The sequence below is a fragment of the Nesterenkonia sp. AN1 genome (assembly GCF_000582475.1).
In the GTDB taxonomy this organism is placed as follows: domain Bacteria; phylum Actinomycetota; class Actinomycetes; order Actinomycetales; family Micrococcaceae; genus Nesterenkonia; species Nesterenkonia aurantiaca.
Genome location: NZ_JEMO01000001.1, coordinates 312,336 through 339,138, shown reverse-complemented (window position 1 = coordinate 339,138; position 26,803 = coordinate 312,336). Strand labels below are relative to the sequence as shown.

The 26,803-nt window shown below is 67.4% G+C and carries 23 protein-coding genes, 1 tRNA gene and 3 pseudogenes; 20 read left to right on the top strand and 7 right to left on the bottom strand.

Going from position 1 to position 26,803, the window contains the following annotated elements; genetic code table 11:
- Both BG28_RS01645 and BG28_RS01640 read left to right on the top strand, forming a co-directional pair.
- A partial coding sequence (locus tag BG28_RS01645) for a carboxymuconolactone decarboxylase family protein (protein WP_036473386.1) occupies window positions 1-365 on the top strand: 365 nt, incomplete at its 5' end.
- A gap of 192 nt (window positions 366-557) precedes the next feature.
- Window positions 558-1,205 (top strand): DUF3105 domain-containing protein, encoded by a 648-nt coding sequence (locus BG28_RS01640; RefSeq protein WP_036473384.1) that lies wholly within the window; start codon window positions 558-560, stop codon window positions 1,203-1,205.
- Window positions 1,206-1,870: 665 nt separating this feature from the next.
- Here BG28_RS01640 and BG28_RS01635 read toward each other — a convergent pair.
- The 3 genes from BG28_RS01635 to upp form a co-directional block, all read right to left on the bottom strand.
- The gene (locus BG28_RS01635) at window positions 1,871-2,377 is read right to left on the bottom strand and encodes a histidine phosphatase family protein (protein ID WP_036473383.1); all 507 of its coding nucleotides are present in this window, start codon (window positions 2,375-2,377) and stop codon (window positions 1,871-1,873) included.
- Between the two features lie 7 nt (window positions 2,378-2,384).
- Entirely contained in the window at window positions 2,385-3,176 is a 792-nt protein-coding gene (locus tag BG28_RS01630; protein ID WP_036473379.1) for a winged helix-turn-helix domain-containing protein, read from the bottom strand.
- Between the two features lie 221 nt (window positions 3,177-3,397).
- Window positions 3,398-4,033 carry a uracil phosphoribosyltransferase gene (upp, locus tag BG28_RS01625; protein ID WP_036473377.1) on the bottom strand — a complete coding sequence of 212 codons (636 nt, stop codon included), beginning with the start codon at window positions 4,031-4,033 and terminating at the stop codon, window positions 3,398-3,400.
- Between the two features lie 132 nt (window positions 4,034-4,165).
- Here upp and BG28_RS01620 point away from each other — a divergent pair, with 132 nt between their 5' ends.
- The 5 genes from BG28_RS01620 (at window position 4,166) to BG28_RS01600 (ending at window position 6,902) form a co-directional block, all read left to right on the top strand.
- Window positions 4,166-4,600 (top strand): nucleoside deaminase, encoded by a 435-nt coding sequence (locus BG28_RS01620; protein ID WP_036473619.1) that lies wholly within the window; start codon window positions 4,166-4,168, stop codon window positions 4,598-4,600.
- Window positions 4,601-4,610: 10 nt separating this feature from the next.
- Window positions 4,611-5,162, top strand: coding sequence for an adenine phosphoribosyltransferase (locus BG28_RS01615; RefSeq protein WP_235180910.1), 552 nt, complete (start codon window positions 4,611-4,613; stop codon window positions 5,160-5,162).
- 74 nt (window positions 5,163-5,236) lie between these two features.
- Window positions 5,237-5,327: transfer RNA gene (locus tag BG28_RS01610), tRNA-Ser, on the top strand.
- Window positions 5,328-5,628: 301 nt separating this feature from the next.
- Complete coding sequence (locus BG28_RS01605; protein WP_036473375.1) at window positions 5,629-6,627, top strand: thermonuclease family protein; 999 nt, start codon at window positions 5,629-5,631, stop codon at window positions 6,625-6,627.
- 53 nt (window positions 6,628-6,680) lie between these two features.
- A complete protein-coding gene (locus BG28_RS01600; RefSeq protein ID WP_036473371.1) occupies window positions 6,681-6,902 on the top strand; it encodes a hypothetical protein in 222 nt (73 codons plus the stop codon).
- A gap of 3 nt (window positions 6,903-6,905) precedes the next feature.
- Here BG28_RS01600 and BG28_RS01595 read toward each other — a convergent pair whose 3' ends face one another.
- Window positions 6,906-7,379: a GNAT family N-acetyltransferase gene (locus BG28_RS01595; protein ID WP_036473368.1), complete on the bottom strand. Its 474-nt coding sequence runs from the start codon at window positions 7,377-7,379 to the stop codon at window positions 6,906-6,908.
- 36 nt (window positions 7,380-7,415) lie between these two features.
- Here BG28_RS01595 and BG28_RS01590 point away from each other — a divergent pair, with 36 nt between their 5' ends.
- The gene (locus BG28_RS01590; RefSeq protein ID WP_036473367.1) at window positions 7,416-7,874 is read left to right on the top strand and encodes a 23S rRNA (pseudouridine(1915)-N(3))-methyltransferase RlmH; all 459 of its coding nucleotides are present in this window, start codon (window positions 7,416-7,418) and stop codon (window positions 7,872-7,874) included.
- Window positions 7,867-8,523, top strand: coding sequence for an NADPH-dependent F420 reductase (locus tag BG28_RS01585; RefSeq protein WP_036473366.1), 657 nt, complete (start codon window positions 7,867-7,869; stop codon window positions 8,521-8,523). Before BG28_RS01590 ends, BG28_RS01585 begins: the two co-directional genes overlap by 8 nt.
- Window positions 8,524-8,555: 32 nt before the next feature.
- On the opposite strand, the pseudogene BG28_RS01580 reads toward BG28_RS01585, so the two are convergent.
- Window positions 8,556-9,211 (bottom strand): annotated as a pseudogene (locus BG28_RS01580) (dihydrofolate reductase family protein).
- A gap of 236 nt (window positions 9,212-9,447) precedes the next feature.
- On the opposite strand from BG28_RS01580, the pseudogene BG28_RS01575 reads away from it, so the two are divergent.
- From BG28_RS01575 to thiD, 9 genes and pseudogenes are all read left to right on the top strand, one after another.
- Window positions 9,448-14,351, top strand: a pseudogene (locus tag BG28_RS01575) (DNA glycosylase AlkZ-like family protein).
- Window positions 14,352-14,436: 85 nt separating this feature from the next.
- On the top strand, window positions 14,437-15,132 hold the full coding sequence (locus BG28_RS14035; protein ID WP_084479303.1) for a VOC family protein: 696 nt from the start codon (window positions 14,437-14,439) through the stop codon (window positions 15,130-15,132).
- 37 nt (window positions 15,133-15,169) lie between these two features.
- On the top strand, window positions 15,170-16,189 hold the full coding sequence (locus BG28_RS01565) for a pseudouridine synthase (RefSeq protein ID WP_036473365.1): 1,020 nt from the start codon (window positions 15,170-15,172) through the stop codon (window positions 16,187-16,189).
- Complete coding sequence (locus tag BG28_RS01560; RefSeq protein WP_051500798.1) at window positions 16,186-16,839, top strand: DedA family protein; 654 nt, start codon at window positions 16,186-16,188, stop codon at window positions 16,837-16,839. The genes BG28_RS01565 and BG28_RS01560 overlap by 4 nt, the downstream gene beginning before the upstream one ends.
- A gap of 74 nt (window positions 16,840-16,913) precedes the next feature.
- Window positions 16,914-18,575 (top strand): hypothetical protein, encoded by a 1,662-nt coding sequence (locus BG28_RS15250; protein ID WP_152539175.1) that lies wholly within the window; start codon window positions 16,914-16,916, stop codon window positions 18,573-18,575.
- A 446-nt stretch (window positions 18,576-19,021) separates the two neighbouring features.
- Window positions 19,022-19,369: a hypothetical protein gene (locus BG28_RS01540; RefSeq protein ID WP_051500797.1), complete on the top strand. Its 348-nt coding sequence runs from the start codon at window positions 19,022-19,024 to the stop codon at window positions 19,367-19,369.
- A 54-nt stretch (window positions 19,370-19,423) separates the two neighbouring features.
- On the top strand, window positions 19,424-19,963 hold the full coding sequence (locus tag BG28_RS01535; RefSeq protein ID WP_036473357.1) for an NUDIX hydrolase family protein: 540 nt from the start codon (window positions 19,424-19,426) through the stop codon (window positions 19,961-19,963).
- A 32-nt stretch (window positions 19,964-19,995) separates the two neighbouring features.
- Window positions 19,996-20,514, top strand: a complete 519-nt coding sequence (locus tag BG28_RS01530; protein ID WP_036473356.1) for a hypothetical protein — start codon at window positions 19,996-19,998, stop codon at window positions 20,512-20,514.
- Window positions 20,507-21,331, top strand: coding sequence for a bifunctional hydroxymethylpyrimidine kinase/phosphomethylpyrimidine kinase (gene thiD / locus BG28_RS01525; protein WP_036473354.1), 825 nt, complete (start codon window positions 20,507-20,509; stop codon window positions 21,329-21,331). Before BG28_RS01530 ends, thiD begins: the two co-directional genes overlap by 8 nt.
- Before the next feature lie 78 nt (window positions 21,332-21,409).
- Here the strand turns inward: thiD and BG28_RS01520 are convergent, their stop codons facing one another.
- A complete protein-coding gene (locus BG28_RS01520; protein WP_036473352.1) occupies window positions 21,410-22,093 on the bottom strand; it encodes a response regulator transcription factor in 684 nt (227 codons plus the stop codon).
- A 461-nt stretch (window positions 22,094-22,554) separates the two neighbouring features.
- Here BG28_RS01520 and BG28_RS14030 point away from each other — a divergent pair, with 461 nt between their 5' ends.
- Both BG28_RS14030 and BG28_RS01510 read left to right on the top strand, forming a co-directional pair.
- Window positions 22,555-23,694, top strand: coding sequence for a sensor histidine kinase (locus BG28_RS14030; protein WP_051500796.1), 1,140 nt, complete (start codon window positions 22,555-22,557; stop codon window positions 23,692-23,694).
- Between the two features lie 295 nt (window positions 23,695-23,989).
- The gene (locus BG28_RS01510; RefSeq protein ID WP_051500795.1) at window positions 23,990-25,231 is read left to right on the top strand and encodes an acyl-CoA dehydrogenase family protein; all 1,242 of its coding nucleotides are present in this window, start codon (window positions 23,990-23,992) and stop codon (window positions 25,229-25,231) included.
- A gap of 54 nt (window positions 25,232-25,285) precedes the next feature.
- Here the strand turns inward: BG28_RS01510 and BG28_RS01505 are convergent.
- Window positions 25,286-26,799, bottom strand: a pseudogene (locus BG28_RS01505) (L-serine ammonia-lyase).
- Between the last annotated feature and the right edge of the window lie 4 nt (window positions 26,800-26,803).

The window sequence follows — 26,803 nt, the reverse complement described above, 5'->3', positions numbered from 1 at the left end:
TTGACGCGAAGACCCGTGAGGCGATCGCCCTGGCGGTCGGCAACGTCGATGAGTGCACCTACTGCCAGTCCGCCCACACCCAGGGCGCCAAGGCTGCAGGACTGAGCGAGGAGCAGACCATCGCGATCCGCCGCGGTGAGGTCGACTTCGACCCGAAGCTGGCCGCGCTGCTGCAGGTCGCTCGGGAAGCGACCGCTGAGAAGGGCAACGTCGATGACGCCACCTGGCAGGCCGCCCTGGACGCCGGGTGGAGCGCCGAAGAGCTCACCGAGCTGACCACCCATGTGGCGCTGAATCTCTATACCAACTACTTCAACCACATGGTGCAGACCGAACTCGATGTTCCAGCTGCACCTTCGCTGTAACACCTGCCAACGACCCTGACCCATCGCCTGTGATGGGATGCGCCACAAGACCGGGACTGCGCCCTATCGTGCTCAGTCCCGGTCAGCACGCATCGCGGCGAGTGAAAGATACCGACGAGTCTCGTTCAGAATGCACACGTAAGAGCTGGCTGAGCCATCGAGGCCCAATCAGTTCTTTGAGGAGATCAGCCCATGGCCAGTGATAAGCACCCCGATTCACCGCGGCAGGATCGCACCGCGCTGCTGGCCGCCCACCGGGCCGCCGAGATCAGGGCCGTCCGCAAAAGGAAACTCTTTTGGGGCGCAGGAGGAGTCACGGCCCTCGTCATGACCGGAGCCTTGGTAGCGGTCGCAGTGATCAACGACCCTGCGCCACAGGCACGTCAAGACATCGAAATCACCGGCATCGAGACCTTCGAGGACCTCGACGCCGAACACGTGTCCTCCCCTGTGGACTACGACCAGAACCCTCCGGTGGGTGGCACCCACTCCAGCACCTGGCTCAACTGCGGGACTTACACCCAAGAGGTGCCCGCGGAGAACGCCGTACACTCACTGGAACACGGGGCCATCTGGGTCACCTACGACCCGCAAAACGTGCCTCAGGACCAGGTCGACGAACTGGAATCGGTGTTGCCGGATACCTATGTCGTGCTGTCTCCGTACGAGGACATGGACTCGCCCATCACGCTCTCGGCCTGGGGGGCGCAGGTTGCCGTGGAAACTCCAGGTGACGAGCGCATTGAACAGTTCGTGAACAAGTACTGGCAGTCCCCTGACGCCCCGGAACCGGGTGCCTCCTGCACCGGAGGACTCGACGCCCCCGGCCGCAGCTCCTGAGCCACTCACCACGCTGGCTGCGAGATCCTGGATCCCAGGTTCACTCGCAGCTGATGCAGAGAGGCGATCCGGAATGTTGCAGCGCCCTTGCATCAGACCATCCCCGTCGTTCAAGAAATAGGATCACTGCGCCCGTAAGCCGGTCGGCAAACGAGCGCGATTCACCTGATCGAATCCGGACGCCCACGTCAACGCTGGGATGCCCGTTTACCCCGCCCGAAGAAAATGCCTGCACGGGTGCCTTATCTGCTACACGCAACGCCCTTCTTTAGAGCAACAGTTTCGAGACGAATACCCTCTTCTTCGTAGCCCGAGTGAGAGGCCTCCTGGTGAGTGAGCCGCCACTCAGACGCCCGCGATCCGACGTTCAGCAGGGATAACAACGACCGCTGAAGGACAGGAGGATAAGCTACGGCGCTCTAAGCCGACCGCTGTTCGGAGAAATCGCAGACCTTTACCTCGGGCCTTCCACCCGTGAGCGGCTATCAGACATCTACACTGTGCAATCCGGGTCACGGTGCAGGATCCAGACCGCGGAGGTACACGAGATCAACCGATCCGACGGATGAGCCTCCAGCTCACCGAAAGCGCTGAGAACTCGCCCAGGCCCCGCTCTCCGCGGCAGAGCAGAGATCGCGGCCTGGGGTCACGATCACCGCCCAGACTCAGTCGGCGGTGAAGAAGTCCGTGAGCTCCGCGTCGCGACCATCGAGCTCAGCCCACGGCTTGTGCACCTGGAACCGGGCGAGACCGGCCGGCGGCCAGGACCCGGCCATCTGGATCACCGGATCCTCTTGGGAGTGCGCAGAGGCCAGGTCCATGCTCAGCTCCTGGACCCCCGGCATATGAGCGACCACCAACAACGTGCGCACTGTCTCGGGAACCTCGTTGATGATCGAAAGCATCGAACGCGGCGCCGCCAGGTAGAGCCGGGAGTCCAGGTACGGCGTCGGCGACTTCTCGCCCAGCTCATGATTGACCCAGATACAGGTCTGCCGGGTGCGCATCGCGTCGGAGCAGACCGTGTTATCCGGCAGATTCCCCGAGCTCACGAGCCAGCGGCCGACGGCGCGCGCCTGTTGCTGCCCGTGGCGCGTGAGGGTGCGGCCGTGGTCGTCCCCGGAGAAGGAGTGCCCAGATTCCCCGTGGCGCAGGATCAGCAGTTCAGGCACGGACGGCTCAGATCGAGTATTCCGGGGCCGCCCAGACGGTGACCTCGGGGTGCTCGTAGAAGCGGTAGCCCTGTCCGCGGACCGTGCGCACGGTGTTCGCCAGGCGTCCCAGCTTGGAGCGCAGCCGGCGGATATGCACGTCGATGGTGCGCTCGTTGGGCATCTGATCGGGATCCACGCTGCGCCAGAGTGTCTGCAGCAGCTCTTCGCGTCCCACGGTGCGAGACCCGTTGTCCACCAGGTAGTTCAACAGCTCGAACTCCTTGAAGGTCAGGTTCAGGCCTTCGCCGTCGAGGCGAACCTCACGGCGGGACAGATCGATCAGCACACCGGAGCTGGTCGGCGCCGGCGGGGCGCTGATCGGAACCTCGATGCCGCGGTGGGTGACGGTAGGATCGCCCAGCGCCTGCCGAACGACCTCCAGGTTGCTGCCCTCATGGGCGGCCGAGGCCAGAGCCATCGCGATGTGCACCTGGGCATCGGCGGCGATGTGCTCCACGTAGTCGCGCAGCTCCGTGGCAATCTTGTGCAGCGAGGTTCCCGCCGCGCTGGCCGCGTCCTCGTCGAGGCCGACATAGACGACGAAGCCGCGGGTCACGATATCGGGCTGGACCATCTGCGGCCCTCCGCCGTTCTGCGCCACCACCGGGACCGGGGCGGTGCGCGGATGGGCACCGCTGGAGTCGTCGGTGGCGTTGGCCGCGCGGATGCGGCGCGCCATCTCGGCACGGCGGGCGGCGTTGCGCACCGAGACATGGACGTAGCCGGGATTCTGTGGCTGACTCAGGTGTGCGGACATCGGTAGCAACTCCCCCGCTGCAGGTGGATTGGCGTATCCATTACAGCGTGTGCGTCACATTTGGAATCCGCAAGTAACAAAAGGGGGGATCTTCCACATAATGAGACGAGTAGACCATTTTGTGACCGGGATCACATGGATTCGTCTCGCGAAAGCCTTGCCTGTTCCCCAGAAGAGATGCAAAGGCACACGGCTGGAGGTGCCGTGAGGGCCTCCGAGGCCTACTGGGCCAGGCCGTAGAGCCGGTCGCCGGCGTCGCCGAGCCCGGGGACGATGTAGGACTTTTCGTTGAGCTTCTCGTCGATGGCGGCGAGATAGAGCTCCACCTCGATGTCACCGACCTTCTCGCGCAGCCGCTCGATGCCCTCAGGAGCCGCCAGCAGGCAGATGCAGGTGATCTTCGCGGCGTTGGCCTTCTTCAGGAACCGGATGGCCTCGGCGAGGGTGCCGCCGGTGGCGAGCATCGGGTCCAGCACGAAGACGTGGCGCCCGGTGAGGTCATCGGGAAGCCGCTCGGCGTAGGTGATGATGTCCAGGGTCTCTTCGTTCCGGGCCATCCCGAGGAAACCGACCTCGGCAGTGGGGACCATGGCGGTCATTCCGTCGAGCATGCCGAGTCCGGCGCGCAGAATCGGCACCACCAGCGGTTTGGGGTCCGCCAGCTGGGTGCCGGTCATGGTGGCCACGGGAGTCTGGATCTCTACCGGCTCGGTGGCGATGGAACCGCTGGCCTCGTAGGAGAGCAGCATGACCAGCTCGCGAGTCAGTTCACGGAACTGGTTCGAGGCGGTCTCCACCCGTCGGAGCTGAGTGAGTTTATGGGAGATCAGTGGGTGTTCCACAACCTGTACGCGCATGGTCTCAAAACTACCAGCAGGGTTGCAGCTCAGTCCCCGGAGGATCATGCCCCATAGGCTTGGGTGGTGACCGAAAACCTGAAGCCCCCTGCCTCGTGGTCCCCCCGGGTGCGAGCCGATCAGGAGAGCGCCATAGGGCGCTGCCTGGAGCTGGCCGCCCTGACAGGCGGCTCTGCGGACGTACCGGTGGGCGCCGTCGTGTTCTCCGCCGAGGGCCAGCGGCTCGGTGAGGGGTTCAACACCCGCGAGCGCGACGACGACCCGGCCGGTCATGCCGAGATCAACGCGCTGCGAGCCGCCGCGGCGACGCTGGGGACCTGGCGGTTGGACGGCTGCGTGCTCGCGGTGACGCTGGAGCCGTGTCCGATGTGCGCCGGTGCGATCTACCAGTCTCGAATCGGACAGGTCATCTTCGGCGCCTGGGACGAGAAGGCCGGGGCCGCCGGCTCTGTGTTCGAGATCCTTCGTGAGCCCCGGTTGAACCATTGGGTGGAGGTCCATCCCGGTGTGCGCGCCCAGGAGTGCGCGGCCGCGCTGCGGACCTTCTTCGAGCAGTTCCGCAGATAGGCTTGCGGGCGTGTTCTCACCTCCTTCTCCGCAGCTGTCCACGCCCTCGCCTGAGCGGCTGGCGCATGCCCAGTCGCTGTTCGCGGTGACCCCTGACTTTCCCGAACCAGGCGTCCTCTTCCAGGACATCTCCCCCGTGCTGGCGGATCCGGCCGCGCTGCGCACAGTGGCCGAAGGACTGCTGGCGCCCTTCGCCGGCAACTTCGACATGGTGGCCGGGATCGAAGCTCGCGGCTTCACCCTGGCAGGGATGATCGCTGCCCTGACCGGCACCGGCTTCATGCCCATCCGCAAGGCCGGGAAGCTGCCCGCACCGGCCGGACGCGTGGAGTACACCTTGGAGTACGGCACCGCCGTGATCGAGGCCCCGGATGTGCTCAAGCCAGAGCATCGCGTGCTGATCGTCGATGACGTGCTGGCCACCGGCGGCACCCTGGCCGCGACCCGGGAACTGATCGCCCAGCTGGACTGCCAGGTGGCCGGCGCCGCCGTCGTCCTGGAGATCGAAGCTCTCGGCGGACGCGAGCTCTGCGGGCAGGTGCACGCCCTGTTCCAGGGCTGAGACGATCCGCGGGGCCGGGACGTGGCACCTGCTTTTGGGTGAGCGTGAGATGTTTGCGTATACTCAACGGGCCTGGTGACGTGTCCGAGCGGCCGAAGGTGCAGCACTCGAAATGCTGTGTGCGGTTACCCCGCACCGTGGGTTCAAATCCCACCGTCACCGCCAACCGAGAACCCCGCTGATCTGCAGTTCTGCAGCCGGCGGGGTTTTCTGCATCCAGCGGCACACCGGGAGTCTCCTGCGCGGGCGCCTCGTCCCACCTCCCCCGATCGCGGGCCCAGGCCCAGGCCCAGCAACCGCGGCGGCGTAGTAGTGCTCAGCAGGCGATGAAGCCGGCACCCATGCCGAGGATCCCCGGATAGTCCCCGGTCACCGGCGAGTACAACGGTCCCTGCCAGGTTACTGTGAGCACAGACTCCTGCTCCCCCGAGCGAGTCTGTCACTCGAACTTGATGAGGTTCCCCTGATGTCACGTCCCTCCCCGGGGCAGCGCCCCCTGCCCGGAAGCGCCGCCCGCAACGATCTCACCAAGCCCAAGGCTTGGCAGAGGTTCAAGCGCCTGCCGATGATCGTGAAGATCCCGGCCATCGGCTGCGGTGGGCTCCTGGCTCTGATCGCGCTTCTGCTCGTCATCGGTCTGGTTGCAGTGGCAGTCGACCCCGACGGGGGTGAAGAACGAGCGGCCGACCGCGAGGACCAGGAGCTCGCCGTCGTGGAGTCTGCGGAACCGGAGGAGTCCGAAGAACCCTCCGAGGAGCCCACCGAGTCGGAGACACCTTCGGCGTCACCGACCCCAACGCCGACTCCAAGCCCGACTCCAAGCCCGACGCCGACCCCCACCCCGACACCGTCACCCTCGCCGACCCCGACACCGACACCGACGCCCACCCCGACCGTGGATCCGAATGAACACTCCGCCGTCGTGGTGCGCATCATCGACGGAGACACCGTGGAGCTCGATTCCGGAGACACCGTGCGGGTCAGCGGGATCGACACGCCTGAACGCGGCGAGTGCCACTTCGACACCGCCTCCGCTCGGATGAGTGAACTGGTGCTGGGCAAGACGGTCACCCTGACCCGAGATGGTGAGGACACCGATCGCTATGACCGGATCCTGCGCTATGTGGACGTCGACGGCGCCGATGCCGGAATCACGCTGATCCAGGAGGGCCTCGCCACCGCGCGCTACGACTCCCGGGACGGTTACGGCTTCCACACCCGCGAGCCGGACTACATCTCCGCCGACGACGGCGCACCGCTGCAGACCTGCGCTCCAGAGCCCGCTCCAGCCCCGGCGCCGGCCCAGCAGGGCGCGAACTGCGATCCCAACTACACCCCCTGCATCCCGGTCTTCCCGCCGGACATCAACTGTGGCGATCTCGACGTCTCGGTCCGAGTCATCGGCGTGGACGTCCATGGCCTGGACGGCGATGGCGACGGCTTCGGCTGCGAGGCCAATGGCTGAGGCACTATCGAGCTGACGTGGCACAACGGCCCACATCCAGCCAGAATCAACGCGTGGAGCAGTTCACCGCTGACCCAGCTTCGCTCGAGCGGGCCACCGGCGGAAGGTTCTGGACAGGATGGCAGAGTGCGGTCGCGATCATGGGCATCCCGCTCATCGCGTGGATGTACTTCGCCCCCCTCGGGGCTCCAGCTGACACCGGTCTGGTACCTGGTGTCCTGGTGGCGATCTTTCTCGTCGCCACCATCGCGGGACGGGTGCGTCGACGCTTCTGAGCCTCAGTCCCGTCGCATCGGCACGTGCGGGATGCCGTCTTCCAGGAACGGCGCCCCCGACCGGGCGAAGCCGAAGGACTCATACCAACCCTGCAGCGGGGCCTGCGCGTCGAGCGTCACCGAAGACTCGGCCGACTGCGCGGAGCAGAGCTCCAGCGCTCGACGCATCAGCTCGCCCGCCACCCCGGTCCCGCGCACCGCAGGACTCGCCACGACACGTCCGATCCGGAAACCCTCCGGCTCCCGGAGCACCCGCAGCGTGGCGGTCGGCGCGCCGTCGTCGTCGGCTCCCTGCTCACCAGGCGTGTCTCCGATCGCCCAGAGCATCACAGCTCCCGGCTCGAGGTCCCGGCCGTCGAGCTCCGGGTACGGGCACTGCTGCTCGACCACGAACACGTCGGTGCGCAGCTGCAGGATCCGATAGAGCGTGATGGGATCCATCTGGGCCACCGGGGCGGCGTGAAACGAGGCAGGCATGGGTTCCATCCTAGGGTTGCCGGTAGTCTCGGGCGTATGAGCATCACTGCCCTGGCCATCGGCAAGAAGCACGAGAAATGGGCCGTGGAGGGGATCGAGCGCTACTCCAAGCGGCTGCGCAAGCCCTACGACCTGGACTGGAAGCTGCTCCCGCATTCCTCCCGCGAGCATGATGCCGCCCGGCAGGAGGAGTCCGAGCGGATCCTCGCCGCGCTCAAGCCCCAGGACCACATCATCCTGCTCGATGAGCGCGGCAAGAACATCAGCTCGACCGGTTTCGCCGAGCACCTCCAGGGCAGCTTCGACGGTGGGCATCACGTCGTGGTGATCATCGGCGGGGCCTATGGGGTCACCGATGAGCTGCAGCACCGCGCCGACTTCGTCTGGTCCCTGTCCAAGCTCGTCTTCCCGCATCAGCTGGTGCGGATGCTCCTGGCCGAACAGGTCTACCGCGCCCAGGAGATCTCCGGAGGGCGGTCCTATCACCATGTCTGAGACGCCCGCGACGGTCGGGATCCTCGGGGCTGGACGCGCCGGCACAGCCTTCGCCCGGGCCCTGCTGCGCGCCGGGATCACGGTGGACATCGCTTCCACCCGACCACCCCGCGCGCTGCAGCATCATCTGAAGATCTACGCCCCCGGCGCGGTGCCGGTGTTGGCTGAGGACATCGCCGAGCGCGCGCGGGACTCCAGCGGCCTGGTGATTCTGGCTGTCCCGCAGGAGGAGCTCGATGAGGTCGACCCGGCCTGGGTGGCCGGGACCGTGCTGATCGATGCCACCAACACCTGGCAGGACGAGCTGCTCCCGAGCTGGCTGCAGGCCGCAGTGGATGAACAGCTGCCCACCTCGATGGCCCTGGCCGGCCGGTTCGGCTCCGCCCAGGTGGTCAAGGCGCTGAATCACATCGCCCACTCCGAGATCGACGACGCCGCCAGGCCCGACGCCGAGCTGTCCCAGCGCCGCGCACTCGCCGTGGCCGGAGACGACGACGCCGCCCGCGGACTGGTCATGGGGCTGCTGGTCCGCATGGGCTTCGACCCGGTCTCGCTCGGCGCGCTGGCGGCGGGACGGATCATGGAGCCCGACGGGCCGCTGTTCAACCGACCGCTGCGCCGCGAGGACCTGCTGCGCTTCGCCCGCTGAGCCGAGAGTGTTCGTGAGTGTTCTTGGTCCCCTCACCGGGGGCGACGGGTGAAGATCAGGTGCACGACTCCGCTCGGAGACGGGGTCGCCTCCATGTCGAAGCGCGCTTCGATGCCCTCCAGCCCGTCCCAGAGCCGTTCGCCGCGGCCAAGGATGATCGGCACCAGGACCAGGTGCATGAAATCGACCAGATCCGCCTCGAGGAACTGCCGCAGCGTGGCGACTCCGCCGCCGATCCGCACGTCCAGGCCCCCGGCGAGGTCGCGAGCCTGGGCCAGGGCGGAGACCGGGTCGGCGTCCACAAAGTGGAAGCTCGTGCCGCCGTCCATCTCGAGCAGCGGCCGCGGATGGTGGGTCAGCACCACCACCGGGGTATGAAAGACCGGGTCCTCACCCCACCAACCCTGCCATTGCAGGTCCTCCAGGGGCCGCGCTGCGGACCGAACTTATGCCGTCCCATGATCTCGGCACCGACCCGTGTCCCCCACTGGCTGGCGAACGCCTCGTCGACCCCGCGGGATCCCTGGGTCATCCCCGGCAGACCCATCTCCCGGAAGGTCCTGGTCTCGAAGGCCCACTCCATCAGACGCGTCCCGGCGTGGCCGAAGGGCGTCTCCAGCGCCTGGCCTTCGCCGGTGCCGAAGCCGTCCAGGGAGATCGAGAAGTTGTGCACGCGGACCAGGGACATGGAAGCCTCCGAGCTTTCTCTCGTGCGTGATCGCCTGCCGGTGATCACGGAGGATTTCTCGAGCCCCAAGCTACTCGCGGGCAGGCGCGGATGACCATGCTGGGAATGCTGGCAGATTGCGGGCAGCTCACACTGGAATGGACGCTCCGGTGAGCGCGCACTCGACCGCATCTGAACCGATCGACGTGGTGCGAGATGCGTCAGGCGATGTCCGTGGCGGCCTCTAGAGTTAGACCATGACCGCCCTGGAACCTTTCACCGAGCCCACCCGGCGCTGGTTCCAGGCATCCTTCGGGCAGCCCACGTCCGCGCAGGCCGGCGCCTGGGACGCGGTGGCGCGGGGCAAGAACGCGCTGGTGGTCGCGCCCACCGGTTCGGGCAAGACGCTCTCGGCCTTCCTGTGGTCGATCGACCAGCTCTTCGCCGCTCCCACCGCGGGCACCTCGGTGCTCTACATCTCCCCGCTGAAGGCGCTCGGCGTGGACATCGAACGGAACCTGCGCAGCCCGCTGGTCGGAATCGCACACACCGCCCGCCGGCTCGCCGCCGAGGGCGCCGCCCAGGAGCCGCCGGAGATCACGGTAGGGGTACGCACCGGTGACTCCACGCCCAAGGAGCGCCGGGACCTGGTCCGGAAGCCCCCGCAGATCCTGATCACCACACCCGAATCGCTCTACCTGATGCTCACCTCGCAGGCTCGCAGCACCCTGGCCGGGGTCAAGACCGTGATCCTGGACGAGGTGCACGCCCTGGCCGGCACCAAGCGCGGCGCCCACCTGGCGGTCTCTCTGGAGCGGCTGAACAACCTGTTGGAGACCCCGGCCCAGCGGATCGGGCTCTCCGCCACGGTGGAGCCCCGAGAAGAGGTGGCCCGCTTCCTCGGCGGCACCGCAACGGTGGAGATCGTGGCGCCGAAGTCGGAGAAGACCTGGGACATCACCGTCTCGGTCCCGGTGGAGGACCTCGCCTCCCCCAGCACCGCGCCGCCCGAGAGCGCCATGGCCGTCTCCGGCGCCGCCGCGAACGGGCGCGCAGAGCCCGAGCCCGCCACGGAGATCCCCGCCCTCGCTGCTGGAATCGACCTCCCGCCGGAGGACGCCCTGGCCAGCGACCAGCCGCTGCAGCCCAGCATCTGGCCACATGTGGAGCACCGAGTGGTGGACCTGGTCACCGAGAACCGCTCCACCATCGTCTTTGTGAACTCCCGCCGGCTCGCAGAGAAGCTCACCGGCCGGATCAACGAGATCTGGTCCGAGCGCCAGCCCCCCGCCGCTGCCCACTCCGACGCCCACGCGGAGGCCGAGGCCTCCGGGGGCGAGTCGGAGTCCCAGGAGCCGGCCCCGCTGGCCCGGTCCCACCACGGCTCGGTCTCGAAGGAACAGCGCAAGCTCACCGAGGAGGCGCTGAAGTCAGGCCAGCTGCGCTGCGTGGTCGCCACCTCCTCGCTCGAGCTCGGCATCGATATGGGCGCCGTGGATCTGGTGATCCAGGTGGAGGCACCCTTCGCGGTCTCGGCCGGCCTGCAGCGGATCGGCCGCGCCGGGCACCAGGTGGGTGAGGTCTCGGTGGGCTGGTTCTTCCCCAAGCACCGCGGAGACCTGGTGAGCACCGCCGTCATCGTGGAACGGATGCTCGCCGGCCAGATCGAAGCGCTGCACATCCCGCGCAACCCGCTGGACATCCTGGCCCAGCAGACCGTGGCCGCCGCCGCGATGGACCCGTTGGATGTGGAGTCCTGGTTCGAGACGCTGCGCCGCAGCGCCCCCTTCGCCACCCTGCCGCGCTCGGCCTACGAGGCCACCCTGGACCTGCTCGCCGGCAAGTACCCCTCCGACCGGTTCGCCGAGCTGCGCCCCCGAGTGGTCTGGGACCGCGACGCCGGCACGGTCACCGGGCGCCGGGCGCGCAGCGGATCGCGGTCACCTCCGGCGGCACCATCCCCGACCGCGGGCTCTTCGGGGTCTACCTCGCCGGCGGAGAGGACTCCGGCTCGGCCCGCTCCGGCGGTCGCCGGGTCGGGGAGCTCGATGAAGAGATGGTCTACGAGTCCAGGGTCGGTGACGTCTTCGCGCTGGGGGCCACCAGCTGGCGGATCCAGGAGATCACCTTCGACCGGGTGCTGGTCGTCCCGGCCTTCGGGCAGCCCGCCTCGCTGCCGTTCTGGCGCGGGGACGGCTTCGGCCGCCCGGCCGAACTCGGCCGCGCACTGGGCCGGTTCACCCGCGAGGTCCACGCCGGAGCCGCCGAGCCGACCGCCGAACGGCTCACCGCGCTGGGCATGGACACCTGGGCGCAGGAGAATCTGCTGCGCTACTTCACCGAGCAGCAGGAGGCCGCCGGGGTGCTCCCCAGCGACACCACCCTGGTGGTGGAGCAGACCAAGGACGAGCTCGGCGACTGGCGGATCGTGCTGCTCTCCCCCTACGGACTGCAGGTCCACGCCCCCTGGGCACTCGCGGTCGGCGAGCGCCTGCATGATCGGTTCGGCCTCGACGGCTCGGCCATGGCCAGCGACGATGGAATCGTGCTGCGGGTGCCGATGATGGACGAGGATCCGCCCGGCGCGGAGCTCTTCGCGTTCGACCCCGATGAGCTCGAGGACCTGGTCACCGGCCAGGTCAGCTCCTCGGCACTGTTCGCCGGCAGGTTCCGGGAGGCCGCCGCCCGGGCCCTGCTGCTGCCCAAGCAGAACCCCGGTCAGCGGACCCCGCTGTGGCAGCAGCGCCAGCGGTCCTCGCAGCTGCTGGAGGTCGCCTCCGGATATCCCGACTTCCCGGTGATCATGGAAGCCATGCGGGAGGTGCTGCAGGACGTCTACGACATGCCGGCGCTGCTGGAGCTGCTGCGCAGCATCGCCCAGCGCGGGGTCAAGATCGTGGAGACCACCACCTCCAAGCCCTCCCCCTTCGCCCAGTCGATCCTCTTCGGCTACATCGCCCAGTTCCTCTACGAGGGGGACTCTCCGCTGGCCGAACGCCGGGCCGCTGCGCTCTCGGTGGACCCCGCGCTGCTGGGTGAACTGCTGGGCCGGGTGGAGCTGCGCGAGTTCCTCGACGCCGCGATCATCGCGGAATCCGAGGCCTACGCCCAACGGCTCCTCCCCTCCCGGCACCTGCGCGGAGAAGAGGGCGTCGCAGACCTGCTGCGCCTGCTCGGTCCGCTGACCTCCGAGCAGCTCGCCGCCCGGCTCGAAGACGGCGAGCCCGCCGAGGATCACGCCGAGGCTCTGGTCTCGCGCCAGCGCGCCTTCCGGGTCATGTGGCGCACCGGCACAGCCGAGGTCGGGGGGTCCCAACAGGACCAGACCGAGCAGCGCTACGCCGCGATCGAGGACGCCTCCAGACTGCGCGACGGGCTGGGCACCCCGATGCCGGTCGGCATCCCCTACGCGTTCCTCGATCCGGTGGAGGACCCGCTCGGGGATCTCGTCGGCCGCTACGCCCGCACCCACGGCCCCTTCCTGGTGGAGGAGGCGGCCGCCGAGCTGGGGCTCAGCCGCGCCGTCGTGGTGGACACACTGAACCGCCTGGTCCGTGAGCATCGGGTGGTGGAGGGGTTGTTCCGGCCCGACCGGGTCATCCCCGCCGACGCCCGGCCCGGCACGGTGGAGTACTGCGACACCGAGATGCTGCGCAGGATCCGACGCCGCTCCCTGGCGGCCCTGCGCGCCCAGGTGGAGCCGGTGCCCACCCCCGCCTACGCCCAGTTCCTGCTCGAGTGGCAGGGCATCACCGCCGCCCGGGGGAAGGGCTCCTCGGCCTCGGGCGTCTCCGCGGTGGCGGAATCTCTGGCCCAACTCTCTGGTGCCGCAGCCCCGGCCAGCGCCTGGGAGTCCTATATCCTCCCGGCCCGGATCCCCGACTACCGCCCGGGAATGCTCGATGAGCTGCTCTCCGCCGGGGAGTTCCTCGCCGTGGGCAAGGGTGCACTCAGCGGACATGACGGTTGGCTGGCGTTCTACCCCCGCGAGGACGCCGAGGCGCTGTTGAACCAGCACGGCAGCGCAGGACTGGGCAGCAACGGTGAGGACTTCAGCCCCACCGCGCTGCAGGCCGCGATCCTCGAGGTTCTGACCCGCGGCGGCGCCTGGTTCGTCGAGGCGCTGCATGAGCAGCTCGACCCTGAGCTCACCGGCTCTCGAGAGAGCACCAAGAACGCGCTGTGGGAGCTGTTCTGGGCCGGTCGGGTCGCCCCCGACAGCTTCGCCGCGCTGCGCCGCTTCATGTCCACCGGGACCACCGCGCACAAGAAGCAGCCCACTCCTGCCCGGCCGAGGCACAGCTCCAGGCGGATGGCGCTGCGCCGGGCCACCGAATCCCACCGCTCCCGGATCGGCGGGTCCGCCGCCTCCGGGCCGGGCGGGGCGGGCGGCCGCTGGCAGCTGGTCCCAGCCGGTTCGGTGGACGCCACCGTCGCCGCGCACACCCGCGCTGAGATCCTGCTGGATCGCTACGGGGTGGTCACCCGCGGCTCGGTGATGTCCGAGCAGCAGTCCGGGCTCGGCGCATCCGCCAAGGGCGGTTTCGCGGCGGTCTACAAGGTGCTCTCGGCGGCCGAAGACTCCGGACAGATCCGGCGCGGCTATTTCATCGAACGGCTCGGCGCCGCCCAGTTCACCTCCTCGGCGACCATCGATCAGCTGCGCTGGATCTCCGAACGCCTCGAGGAAGCCGCCGAGCAGGCCCGCGCAGAATCGGACCCCGGGTCCACCCGTGCGGGGACCTCCGGCGCTGCGCGGTCGGGCACCGGAACCTCGGGCACCGGGAAGCAGCAGGATGCCGCCGTGGTGCTCGCGGCCACCGACCCGGCCAATCCCTACGGGGCGGCCCTGGACTGGCCGGAGCTGGAGAACTCCACGCACCGGCCCGGACGCAAGGCCGGCGCCGTCGTCGTGCTCTACCGCGGACAGCTGGTGCTCTACATGGAACGCGGAGGCCGCACCCTGCTGCTCTTCACCGAGGAGGAGTCCACCATGGACCTGATCTCCCGGGCCCTGGTGCCGGCGCTGCGCGCGGCGAAGACCGGTCGGATCGCGGTGGAGCGGGTCAATGGTGACCGGATCCTGACCCACCCGCTGGGGCAGCTGCTGCGCGACGCCGGCTTCAACTCCTCCCCCTCCGGCCTGAGATTCGCGCCATGATCACCGCCCCGGAGCACCGCCATGCCAGCTCACCCGCGCCGAGCCCGGTCACCGAGAACCCAGGATTTCCGGCTAGGCTGAAGCCATGACTCTTTGCATTCCGTTTCTGATGTTCCAGGGTCAGGCCCAAGAAGCGATCGACCACTACCTCGAGGTCTTCCCGGACGCTGAGCTGCTGGAGATCGTGCACCACCCCGAGGGCACCGAGATCTATGACCCGACCCCACCGGCCTCCGCCGAGGACCTGGGCGACGCCGAGGCACTGGACCTCGCCGAGGCGGAAGTCCCAGAGGACTCCGAGGCCGGGGAAGCAAGCCGCGCTGCAGCAGAGTCCGGGCCGATCGACACCGGGGATCTGCCCGAGCCGACCCAGCAAGACTCGGGCGAACCCGAGTCCACTGAGACCACACTGATCACGGTCGAGCATGCCGAGGCCGCGTCCGATCACGGCGAGGTCCCGATCGCTGGGGCGCCTCTCGTGGCCACCGCGCAGCTGAAGATCGGCGGGCAGGTGCTGATGATCCAGGACAGCCTGATGAAGCACCAGTTCAGCTTCACCCCCTCGATCTCGGTGGCCGTGGTGGTGGATTCCACCGCAGAGTTCCATCAGATCGTGGACAGCCTGGCTCCCGGTGGGGAGTTCCTCATGGAGCCCGGCGACTATGACTTCGCCGCCAACTTCGCCTGGATCAAGGACCGCTTCGGCATGTCCTGGCAGGTCAATCAGCCCCTGGGCCAGCCCGAACCCACCGCCCAGGCCGAGGCGCCGGTCTGGGGCTGAGCCGCCCCGGCTCGCCGACCTGCACAGACCCTGACGTGTGACGCAGAAGTCTCCTCTCCCCGTGCGCGACGGCGTCAATGCCACGCGCCTGCGGGTCCCGCTGACCGGGCCCTGGCCCACCGTCCATGACTACGTGCTGGAGACCTTCGGGCACATCGACCACGGTGGGATCACGCAGCGCTTCTACGACGGCGACGTGGTCGATGTCCATGGCGCGCCGCTGAGCACCTCCACCCCGCTGGGGGACCTCGAGTTCCTCTGGTATTACCGTTCGGTCAGCCAAGAGGTCCGGCTCCCGGTGACCGAGGAGCTGATCCATCAGGACGAACACCTGGTCGTGGTGGACAAGCCGCACTTCCTGCCCACCACGCCCGCAGGACGCTACGTCCAGGAATCGCTGCTGGTCCGGCTCCGCAACACGCTGAACCTCCCGGACCTGGTGCCGATCCACCGGCTGGACCGGGGCACCGCCGGCGTCGTGCTGTTCTCCAAGCAGCCCGACACCCGTGGGGCTTACCAGCTGCTCTTCGAGAACCGGGTGGTGCAGAAGTCCTACGAATGTGTCAGCGCCATCCCGGCAGGGATGAGCCCCGAGACCATGGCCTCACGGTTCCCTCTCACCGTGCGCAACAAGATCGAGAAGACCAAGGGCGTGGTGGTCTCCCAGCTCGCCTCCTATGCCCCGGAGCACTCCGGGAAGCGCCCGCATGACCGCACGGCCCGGCAGGGCAAGCGCCGCACCGAGGCCATTCCCGGGGCGAACTCCTCCTCCCAGATCGAGCTCCTGAGCACAGGACGCAGTCCCTCTGGGCACGACGTCGGGCATTTCCGGCTCAATCCGCATACCGGTAAGACTCATCAGCTGCGCATCCACATGGCGCTGCTCGGTCTGGGTATCCTGAATGATCGTTTCTATCCTGAGCTACTTGATGATGCCCCTGATGAGTTCGACAAGCCGCTCCAGCTGCTGGCCAAGACGCTTGACTTCACCGATCCGCTGACCGGGGTGCCCCGCAGCTTCACCTCCTCTCGAGCCCTCCAGGAGTCCCCGCAGTGACCCACCCTCCGATCGCCTTCGGCATCAATGACCTCGGCGATCCGGCGCTCTACCAGGAGTGGGGGCTGTACTACTTCGTGGTCCTGGCAGTGGCGGTGGCGTTCACCGCGATCGTGCCGCCGTTCCCCTCCGAGGTCATGGTGATCGCCTCCGGCACGATGGCCGCCGAGGAGATCTTCCCGCTCCTGATGGTCCTCGCTGTGACCTTCATCGGCTGCCTCACCGGGGACATCGGGGTCTACCTGCTCTTCCGCTATAAACTCATCCGGCTGCTCTACCGGTGGCGATGGGGACGTCGGCTGCACCGAAAGATGCTGCGGATCTCGCTGCGCGCCGGGGGCGCATCGACCTGGGCGGGCCTGCTGCTCATCCGAGGAATCCCTGGGGGTCGCTCCGCCTCGATGGCCACCGCCGGGATCATGCGGCTCGGCGGCCGCTCGATCGTGGCGCTGTGCCTGTTGGGCGCGCTTACCTGGAGCCTGTGGCTGGTCGGATTAGGTTACATTACGGGAACAACTACCGGGCTCCCACCCTGGGCGAGCACGGCGGCCGCCATCGTTGTGGGTACCCTGGTGGGGTTGGGAATCACTGTGCTGATGACCCGGCAGCGTTCGCGTCGGGGGGCCGAACGCGAGTCGGTCGCCCGTTGACCAGCAACGATCCGGATACCGGGCTCCCGCACCGACTACACATGCCAGCCATGACCTAGAGGAGGAACACGGGCTTGACCGAGAAGTCCCAGGACGAGTCCGTCGAGACGCTCGCCGACGCCAAGGATCCAGGCGCCGAGACCGAGAACTCAGCTGCGTCCACCGAGGACAGCTCCGCCGCGGACCATGCGGCCGAGCCAATAGCCCCTGCCCGGAAACCGGCCGCCGCACCCGCACCCGCGCGCGAGTCGCGTGCCGCTGACGCATCGGCATCCCCTGAGCCGCCCTCACTTTCTGCGTCCTCGGCACCGTCTGAGTCGTCCGCACCCTCTGAGTCGTCCGCCCCGTCCGAGTCGTCCGCACCGTCGAAGCCGTCACGGCCGTCGGTGCGCTGGAGCCGACCCACGCCGGCCCGGCCCACTCCATCCAAGACCGACGTCCCCAAAACGGATCTCAGCAGCTTCTTCGACGACCTCGACGCGAAGTTCCTGGGCGCGGCCCGCCGAGTCGGTGCCGCCTTCCGCCGGCCCCCCGCTCCTAAGCAGCCCCGTCCTGAAGGTCAGCCCAGTTCCCAGCTCGGCCGGAACGGCCTCCACACGACGGGCCAGCACCCGTCGCCACCCACTGAGAACGTGGACAGCGCCCCGTTTGCCTTCGTGCACCCCGCGCCCGGGACGGAGTCTTCCCCACTGAGTCTTCCTCGACCTCGACGCGGTCTGGACGAGCAGCGACAGCGCGAGGTGATCCTGGAGAAGGCGGCAGCGATCGAGGCGGCCACCGCGTGGAACCAGCAGCCCACCGACCGTGAACTCCTCGAGTCTGCTGACGACGAAGAGGACCTCTTCACCTACATCCCGCCCTACAACATGCCCTCCAGAGATCCTGATCCCGCACCGGTGCGCAGCGATCTCTACCGTCAGCTCTTTGTCACCACGGGGGCCCTGGCCGCACTGGCCTCGCTGGTCTGGATGTTCGGGCTCTTCCCGGCGTCCCCGGCCATCTTGGGCGGCAACGCACTCGACGAGCTCACAGGCGGCTGGTACTCCGGCGGACAGGCACTGCTCTCCCCGAACGCGAACTTCTACTGGCTCTGGCCGATCATCGTGCTGGGCCTCCTCGCGCACGCAGTCCACCAGTGGACCACCACCCAGATCTCCACTCCGCGGCAGCGCCGCTCCGGCTGGCGGGTCGGCTCGGCCTCACTGTTCATGCTCCTCTGGACCTTCGCGGTGCACCAGGACATGCTCACCCTCGCGGCGCTGGCTTCGCTCGCCGCGGCACTGGCCCTGATCGACGCGATCCGGCAGTTCACCTTCCGCACTGCCCGAACCGGCATGGAACGCCGCTTCTCCGACACCACCACCGGGCTCTTCACCGGTTGGGCGATGGTCGCCGCCATGTCTTCGCTCTCCATCTGGCTGACCGCCATGGGCTGGCGAGTCCCGGGCATCCCGGCTGTGCTCTGGGCGCTGCTCGGACTGGGGATCTGCATCTGGGCCGCGGCCTACTACGCAATGACCGAACGCGGCAGGATCGCCGTGGCCCTCGGTATGGGCTGGGGCATGTTCTGGCTGATCTTCCCCCGCCTGCTCTCCGAGGTCACCTCCGTGTGGGTCGCGATCTCGGCAGCGATGGGCGCATTCGTCGTCATCCTCGCGACCGAATCTCGACGACACAAGATCAACCACGCGGAGCGACGCGCCGCCATGGGACGCCCGGTCGAAGACATCATCTGACCCAGCCCGGCGCGATCACCGCACAGACTGGACCACCGCACAGGAGGCACGATGAGGCACCCGCACCCAAGCCAGATCACCGCACTCGGAGCAGCCACCCTGCTCCTGCTCTCCTCCTGCGGCTCCCCCGAGGGAACCCAAGACCCCGCTCCCGCCGAGGACACGCAGCAGGTCGACCAGTCCACGCCGTCGCCGGAATCCGACCCGTCCGACCAGCCGGACGAGACGGATGAGCCTGAGGCGTCCGAGGAGTCTGAACCGGCGGAGGAGTCCGAGACTCCGGCACCGGCCGAGGACCAGGAGCCGGATCAGTCCGAGGACGCCGCCTCCCTGGACTTCCGCACCGACGCCCAGGAATCTGATGGCTTCCCCGCAGAGTTCACCCGCGGCGAGGACCCCAACCATCTGATCGACGTCCGCTCCGGCGTCCATGAGGCTACGACCGGGTGGTGTTCGAATACGCCGGCGACGGCGTCCCCAGCTGGCGCGGAGAGTACACCGACTCTGCGGCGGAGCTGGGGCGCGGCGAGCCCATCGAGGTCGCCGGCGACCACATCCTGGAGATCAATGTCAACGGGCCATCCTGGGCGCCGGAAGACCCGCCAGAGGATGAGCTTCCCTCACAGGAATACTACGAACGCGCTACCGGCGGCGCCTTCGAAGAGATCTTCATCCAGGGCCCCTTCGAGGCTCACTCGCAGTACCTGATCGGCCTGGACCAGGAACGACCCTTCCAGGTCCAGCTGCTCGAGGACCCGACCCGGCTTGTGGTGGACATCGCCCACGACGAATGACCCGTCGCTGAGCCCTGATCGGCGGTGTGCCCCGTTGTGGTGCATGATGGGACTATGAGCATTCGAACCCCAGATCCGAACCCCGGATGGTTGAACGAGGATGACCTCTACGAGGCGCGACGACGGCTCCCCATGGTCTACGTCGAGGCGATCCCGGTCCGGCTGGATCCCCTCGGCTGCATCACCGAGCTGGGGCTCCTCTACACCGCAGACGCCGAGGGCCACTTCTACCGCACCGTGGTCTCAGGACGGGTGATCTACCGCGAGACCATCCGCGCCGCGCTGCTGCGCAACATCGAGAAGGATCTCGGGTCCATGGTGATGCCGCAGATCCCCGCCTCGCCGGTGCCGTTCGCCGTGGCTGAGTACTTCCCTTACCCCTCCGAGACCGGGCTGGTCGATGACCGGCAGCATGCGGTCTCCATGGCGTATATCGTGCCGGTCTCCGGGGAGTGCTCCCCGCGCCAGGACGCCCTGGAGCTCAGCTGGATGACGCCGGACCAGGTGCTCAGCCCAGATGTGCAGGCAGAGTTCCTCGGCGGCCGTGAGAAGCTCATCCGCCAGGCCCTGGCCCACCTAGGTCATACCGGCTGACCCCACCAGCTGCGGCCGGTAGAATCAGGCCAATGACCACTCCCGCCCCAGAGAAGTCCGCCCGCCGCAGAAGGCCCTCCCGCAAGCAGGACACTTCATCCCGTCCGGTGCTGCGGCTCGGCCTGGCCGGGTGGATCGTCTCCTGGCTGGTGCCCACTGCCGTGATGGGCGGCCTTCTTCTGGCACTGGGCTTCCTCCCCGGCCTGAATGACGAAGGCTTCCTGGCCCCGCTGATCCCGCTGATCGCGGCCGCGGCCGTCGTCGTGGGCATCCCCGGGACCCTCCTGGTGAGCTGGCTCTACCGGCACCAGCTGCGCCCCACCGTGCATATCCTCGGCTACGTCCTCGTGGGACTGCTCTATGGTCCTGTGGTGCTTGTGGTCGGGGCCGGAGGACTGATCCCGATGCTCATCCCGCTGATCGGCTTCCCGGCCGGCATTCTGCTCGGAATCGGCCGGTGGATGGCGCAGCCGCTCGCCCGGGTGGAGAACCCCGATGAGGCCCCTGAGCACCTCGCGACCCCCGAGACTAAGGACCCTGAGCATGCCTGAGACCACTGCGCAGCCAGCGATGACGTTGAGCATTGCCGGATCCGAAGCCACCGGCGGCGCCGGGGCACAGGCGGATCTGAAGACCTTCCAGGAGCTCGGCACATTCGGCATGGTCGCGCTGACCTGTATCGTGTCCTTCAACCCGCGTGACGAGTGGAACCACCGGTTCATCCCGGTGGAGACCCAGGTGGTGCAGGACCAGCTCGAAGCGATCTTCGGCACCTACGGGCCCGAGGTCCTGGACACCGTCAAGCTCGGGATGATGGGCTCGCCCGCCATGATCTCCACCGTGGCCGCCGCGATGGCGGCACGGAAGCCTGGACATCTCGTGCTGGATCCGGTGCTGATCTGCAAAGGCCAGGAGCCCGGTCACGCGCAGGACACCGATAACGCGCTGAAGGCCGAGCTGCTTCCGCTCGCCACCTTCGTCACGCCGAATCACTTCGAGACCGAACAGCTCTCCGGAATGAAGGTCGAGACCCTGGAGGACCTGCAGGCGGCGGCCGCGGAGATCCACCGCCTCTCTGGAGCGGCGGTGCTGGCCAAGGGCGGGGTCCGGCTCGCCGGAAGCGAGGCCGTGGACGTCTTCGTCGACGCGGAGGGCATCGAGGTGCTCAGCGCGCCCAAGATCGGTGAGCACGCGGTCTCCGGGGCAGGCTGCTCCCTCGCCGCCGCTGTCACCGCGGAACTGGCCAAGGGCAGCTCAGCCCGAGAAGCCGCACGCCGGGCCAAAGAGTTCGTCACCGCGGGCATTCGCCAGCGCGTGGCCGGCAATACTCCGTTCGACGCGCTGTGGCAGGGCGGCCTGCGCGGCTGAGCCGATGATTTCCAAGCAATAATCTCTGGGCGATGACTGCTGTGCGCACCGAACCCCGCACGATCTTCGTCTTTGGTCCTAGCCTTCTTGGCCCTCTTCGAGCTGCGGCTCGATCAGCCCCAGCTGGGTCGCACGGATCAACAGCTGAACCCGGTCTCGCACCCCGAAGCGCACGCAGAGCCGGCCTAGGTGCGCCTTGACTGCGCCTTCGGTCAGCACCATGCGGAGCGCGATCTCCCGGTTGCTGAACCCTCGTGCCAGAAGGTTCAGTACTTCCGTCTCCCGGGGTGGTATCCGCGGAAGATAGTCAGAACCGGCCAGGGCCGCGGAGAACTCTTCAGCCTCACTGACTTCATTGAACTCGAGCTTGCGAGCCACATCCGGAGAGATCGGCACCGAGCTGCCGTGCACCTGACGAACCGCTTCCAAGACCTGCTCAGCCGTGGCGTCCTTGACGATATAACCCTTGGCTCCGGCATTCAGGGCCTGCAGAGCATGCCCCTCTGAGCTGAACGTGGTGACCGCCAAGACCGAGGTTTCTGGGGCGATCGCCATGACCGCAGCCGTTGCCTCAACCCCGCCCATCACCGGCATCTTAAGGTCCATGATGACGACGTCGGGATGCTCCTCCCGCACCCGTTCGATGACTTCGACCCCGTTCTGCGCTTCGCCCACGCAGACCATATCGGGGGCGGAGTCCACATAGGCGCGCAGGGCCGCACGCATGATCGGATGATCGTCTGCAACGACAAGACGGAGCATGCTGAACCTGTACTTTCTCGGCCTGGGACACCTGGCGCGGCCTTCTACCTTACTCCGAGCAACACGCCGGTCTCGCGCTTCAAGATCCTTCTGGGCGAGAGAGGTGCCGAAAAAGAGAAGACCCCAGTAAATTAGCTACTTTAGTCCACTATGTCCAAATTTGGACACAGGTTAATATAACTATACACGTTCAACTTGTTGCAGTACACCCCTGAAAGGAACAAAAAATGTCTCTCGCTTTGTTTGCCTACCGAATCGCTGTAGTTTCTACTTTAGTTCTTACCACCATTCTTGGATTCTTTGACATATCAGGTACGGTCGAGGTTGAAGGTTTCCTTCGTTCGTTCTTCTGCGCAGCCTTCCCCAGATCTTCATCCTGCTAACCTCTCCCCGGTCCAGGGCGTCAGGACGTATCCTTGAGAGTGACTTTTTCGAGCGATGTAGCGCCAAGCCGCCGAGTCTTGAGCGTCCTCACTCTCGCCACCCTCGGCGGAATCTCCGCAGACGTCGGTCTGGCTCTGATCTTCGACCCCGAATACGCCAGTCCGACACTCCAGTACGGGTACGTGATCTGGATCCTCGCGGCCTCCTTGTTCTGGCTGCATCCCGCGACAGGAGCGTTTGTGGCCCTGCTCGGCGCGGCCATCGGGACCACAGTGCTACCGGGACCTCCGCTCGAAAGCGTCATGCTGATCGCGTTGTTCAGCGGCCTGTGTGCGCTGTACTGCTCACCCTGGGTTCGACACCTCTATCTGGTGATGAGCCTGTTGATCGCCATCAGCGTGGGCCTCTCAGAAAGCGTTCGGGTACTCGCCGTCGGTTTGAGCCTGACATCCGCGGTATTGATGGTTCTGTCCTACCTGGCCGGTCGAGCCACCCGGAGACACCTCGCCTCACGCCTAACGGCTGAGCGCGAGCTCGGCGATCTGCGCGCAGCACACGAGGAGGCGCTCTCCGGGGAGCGACGTTCCATCGCAAGGGACCTCCACGACATCCTGGCCCACGACCTCACCGTCATCTCTATGCAGACTCAGGTTGCGACAGCCACCGGGACCCCGGAATCGCGCGCTGCGGCACTGTCCCAGATCTCCCAGTCCGCCAGCGCCGCGCTCCACGACCTGCGTCGCGTGCTGCTGGTGCTGCAGCGTGAGAACATCATCGGCTCCGGCCCGGGCGATGCGCCCGAGCTCGATCTGGAGTCCGGCCTGCAGCGCTTCACGGGGCGCCTGCAGGACCTCGGATTCTCGGTGGACACCTCGGTGCACGGGGATCTCAGCTCGATCCCGCAGTCTGTGGAGGCCTGCCTCTACCGGATTCTGCAGGAGTGCACCACGAACGTGGTCAAGCACGGAGCTCGCGGCCATGCCATCAACGACTGCAGCATCGAGCTTGAGGTCAAGGAGGCCACCGTGGACCTTGCCGTGACGAACCGGACCGACCCGAGTCAAGCACCGGCCCCGAAGTTTGCCACCTCAGGAACCGGACTGATCAGCATGGAGGACCGCGCGGCCACCTTCGGGGGCACGATCGAGGCAGGCGCACCTGCTGACGGCATCTGGAGCGTGCAGGTCACCGGAATCCAGATGCGGCTGCCGCGCTGAGGCAAGCCACCGTCGGGCTGTTGCTGAACGAAAAAGCCGTCAGACACAGAGAGGCTCGGGCGGTGCCGTTCCCACCGCCCGAGCATTGACATCAGCCGAGGTCCTGCTCCGAACCCTTGCACCGTAACTCGGAGCGCCTCAAGGCCGATGCCCTCTCCCTGAATCATGCACCTGTGGTGCACGTCCAGTTACTATTCTCCGGGCGCTGAACCCACGGCGTAAGTGGACTTATGTCTACAGTTTGCAAGTTCAACTAAGCTCCCACCGCTTGTGACTATCGAGTAACATGTGTGCCATGACACATCACGCTCCCGATGCCACCGTTGATCCGATCTACGACGTCTCCACCGCGCAAGATCTCGACTACTACGGGGTCTTCGATGACCTTCCCGCCGCGGACCGGCAGTGGTGGACCCGCGCCCGCGAGTTCTCCGCCGGCCTGGAGACTCGGATGGCCCAGCACTGGGAGCATGCGGAGTACCCCGTGGACCTCGTGCGCAAGGCTGGCGGCCTGGGACTGCTCACCGACGGCGTCGACGTCTCCGAGGCCTCGATGGAGACCCTCTCCCCGATGGCAGCCGGGCTGGTGAACATGGAGACCTCCCGAACGGACGGCTCACTGGGCACAGCCCTGGCAGTCCAGGGCGGGCTGGCGCTGCGCACTCTGGCGCTCTTCGGCTCGGCTGACCAGAAGGCCGAGCATTTCACCAAGCTGGCCACGGCGCAGACGCTGGGGTCCTTCGCACTCACCGAGCCCACACACGGCTCAGACTCGGTCTCACTGGAGACCACCGCCCGGCTCGTCGGCGACGAGGACTCCGGGTATTACGTGATCAACGGGGCCAAGAAGTGGATCGGCAACGGTGCCTCAGGCGGGCTCACGTTCACCTGGGCCCGGGTGGCCGGCGGCGTCCACGACGGCAACGTCCGCTGCTTCATGATCGATCAGGACACTCGCGGCTACCGGGCCGAGGTGATCCAGGGCAAGGCCTCGCTGCGCGCGATCCACCAGGCGCTGATCCAGTACGAAGACGTCGAGGTCCCCGCCCACGCCGTGCTGCCGGGGGCAAAGACCTTCAAGGATGCCTCCAAGGTGCTCTTCGCGACCCGGCTGGGAGTGGCCTGGTCCGCCGTCGGCCATGCCTCGGCACTGGTCGAGGCGGCGCTGAGCTACTCCAAGCAGCGGGAGCAGTTCAGCCGTCCGCTGGCCAGCTTCCAGCTGGTGCAGGAGCGTCTGACCTGGATGGTCTCAGAGCTGACTTCCATGCAGCTGCACGTCCGAGCGGTCACCGAACGCGACATCGCCGGGACCCTGACCGGGCCGCAGGCCTCGCTGGCGAAGTATCACAACACCCGCAAGGCCCGGGCGATCGCCCAGGTCGCCCGGGACATGCTCGGCGGCAACGGGATCCTGCTCAAGAACAAGGTCCCGCGCCATATGGCCGACATCGAGGCGATCCACACCTATGAAGGCACTGAGTCCGTCCAGAGCCTGATCATCGGACGCGACCTGACCGGGTATTCGGCCTTCGCCTAGGCCTGGTGTGCGGCGGCGCCTACGAGGCGGCGCCGCACGACTTCCCCCTGAGGCTCAGCACTCCACGACGTTGACCGCCAGCCCGCCCAAAGCGGTCTCCTTATACTTCGAGGACATGTCCTTGCCGGTCTCGCGCATGGTCACGATGACCTCGTCCAGGGAGACCCGGTGGTCGCCGTCGCCCATCAGCGCCATCCGGGCGGCGTTGACCGCCTTGGTCGCGCCCATGGCGTTGCGCTCGATGCAGGGCACCTGCACCAGCCCGCCGATCGGATCGCAGGTGAGCCCGAGGTTGTGCTCCATCGCGATCTCGGCGGCATTCTCCACCTGTTTCGCGGTGCCGCCCAGAACCTCGCAGAGCCCGGCGGCGGCCATCGAGGCGGCCGATCCGACCTCACCCTGACACCCGACCTCGGCACCAGAGATCGAGGCCTGTTCCTTATAGAGGACCCCGATGGCGGCGGCTGTGAGCAGGAACCGCACGGCGATGTCCTCACGGTCCTCCTCCCCCGCGTAGCTCGCTCCGGGCCCGTAATGGGTGGCGTAGAACCCGACGCAGGAATGATCCCGGCGGCACCATTGGTGGGCGCTGTGACCACCCGTCCGCCGGAGGCGTTCTCCTCGTTGACTGCCAGCGCCACGAGGTTCACCCATTCCTGCCAGTAGGCGTGGGTGCGGCCCGGGTCGTCCTTCCACATCCGGGCGTGCCAGTCGGGGGCGCGACGTCGGACCTTGAGTCCCCCCGGCAGGTGCCCCTCCCGCTCCAAGGCGGAGTTCTTGCACTCCTCCATGACCTGCCAGAGGTGCAGCACCTTGCTGGTGATCTCGGCTTCGGCCGCTTCCGCGGTGCCGCCGTGGCGGGCGCGGTGCAGGGCGCGCTCGTTGGCGAGCATCACCCGGGAGACCGGAAGACCTGAACGGGCACAGTGCTCCATGAGCTGCGCGGCCGTGGTGAAGGGGTAGGGCACCTCGGCATCCGGGTTGGCGAGCGCCTCCCCCAGCGAGGCGTCGGAGGCCACCGCATCGGATTCAGAGAGCACGAAGCCGCCACCGATGGAGTAGAAGATCTCCTTCGCGACCTGGCCTCCCTCGGCATCGAATGCGGTGAGCGTCATGGCGTTGGTGTGCCGGTCCATGACCGTGAGCGGGCGCTGGATGAAGTCCTCCACCCGCAGCCGGGTCTCCCTGCCGGCCTCCTGCGCAGGATCCTGCGCCGGTTGCCCGCCCGCGGAACCGGACTCAGCGCCGTCGTGCTCGCGCCGGGCTCCCAGCTGGACCATGCCGGAGGCCTCCATCGCGGCAAGCCGCGAGTCGACCTGCTCGGGCAAGATGGTCTCCGGGTCCCAGCCCTCCAGACCGAGCAGCACCGCGGTGAAGGTGCCGTGACCGCGTCCGGTGGCCGAGAGCGACCCGTAGAGATCCACCTGCACCGTCTCGGTCCGGGCCAGCGCCTCAGGACTGCCGAGCTGCTCGGTCACGAAGCGCCGTGCGGCGCGCATCGGTCCCACGGTGTGCGAGGAGGAGGGGCCGATGCCGACCCGGAGCAGATCGAAGATGCTGATGGTCATGGTG

Excerpts from the sequence above, each read along its gene's own strand:
- BG28_RS01640 (WP_036473384.1), top strand. The coding sequence starts at position 558 with ATGGCCAGTGATAAGCACCCCGATTCACCGCGGCAGGATCGCACCGCG.
- BG28_RS01630 (WP_036473379.1), bottom strand. The coding sequence starts at position 3,176 with ATGTCCGCACACCTGAGTCAGCCACAGAATCCCGGCTACGTCCATGTC.
- upp (WP_036473377.1), bottom strand. The coding sequence starts at position 4,033 with ATGCGCGTACAGGTTGTGGAACACCCACTGATCTCCCATAAACTCACT.
- BG28_RS01605 (WP_036473375.1), top strand. The coding sequence starts at position 5,629 with ATGTCACGTCCCTCCCCGGGGCAGCGCCCCCTGCCCGGAAGCGCCGCC.
- BG28_RS01595 (WP_036473368.1), bottom strand. The coding sequence starts at position 7,379 with ATGCCTGCCTCGTTTCACGCCGCCCCGGTGGCCCAGATGGATCCCATC.
- BG28_RS01590 (WP_036473367.1), top strand. The coding sequence starts at position 7,416 with ATGAGCATCACTGCCCTGGCCATCGGCAAGAAGCACGAGAAATGGGCC.
- BG28_RS01585 (WP_036473366.1), top strand. The coding sequence starts at position 7,867 with ATGTCTGAGACGCCCGCGACGGTCGGGATCCTCGGGGCTGGACGCGCC.
- BG28_RS14035 (WP_084479303.1), top strand. The coding sequence starts at position 14,437 with ATGACTCTTTGCATTCCGTTTCTGATGTTCCAGGGTCAGGCCCAAGAA.
- BG28_RS01535 (WP_036473357.1), top strand. The coding sequence starts at position 19,424 with ATGAGCATTCGAACCCCAGATCCGAACCCCGGATGGTTGAACGAGGAT.
- BG28_RS01530 (WP_036473356.1), top strand. The coding sequence starts at position 19,996 with ATGACCACTCCCGCCCCAGAGAAGTCCGCCCGCCGCAGAAGGCCCTCC.
- thiD (WP_036473354.1), top strand. The coding sequence starts at position 20,507 with ATGCCTGAGACCACTGCGCAGCCAGCGATGACGTTGAGCATTGCCGGA.
- BG28_RS01520 (WP_036473352.1), bottom strand. The coding sequence starts at position 22,093 with ATGCTCCGTCTTGTCGTTGCAGACGATCATCCGATCATGCGTGCGGCC.
- BG28_RS01510 (WP_051500795.1), top strand. The coding sequence starts at position 23,990 with ATGACACATCACGCTCCCGATGCCACCGTTGATCCGATCTACGACGTC.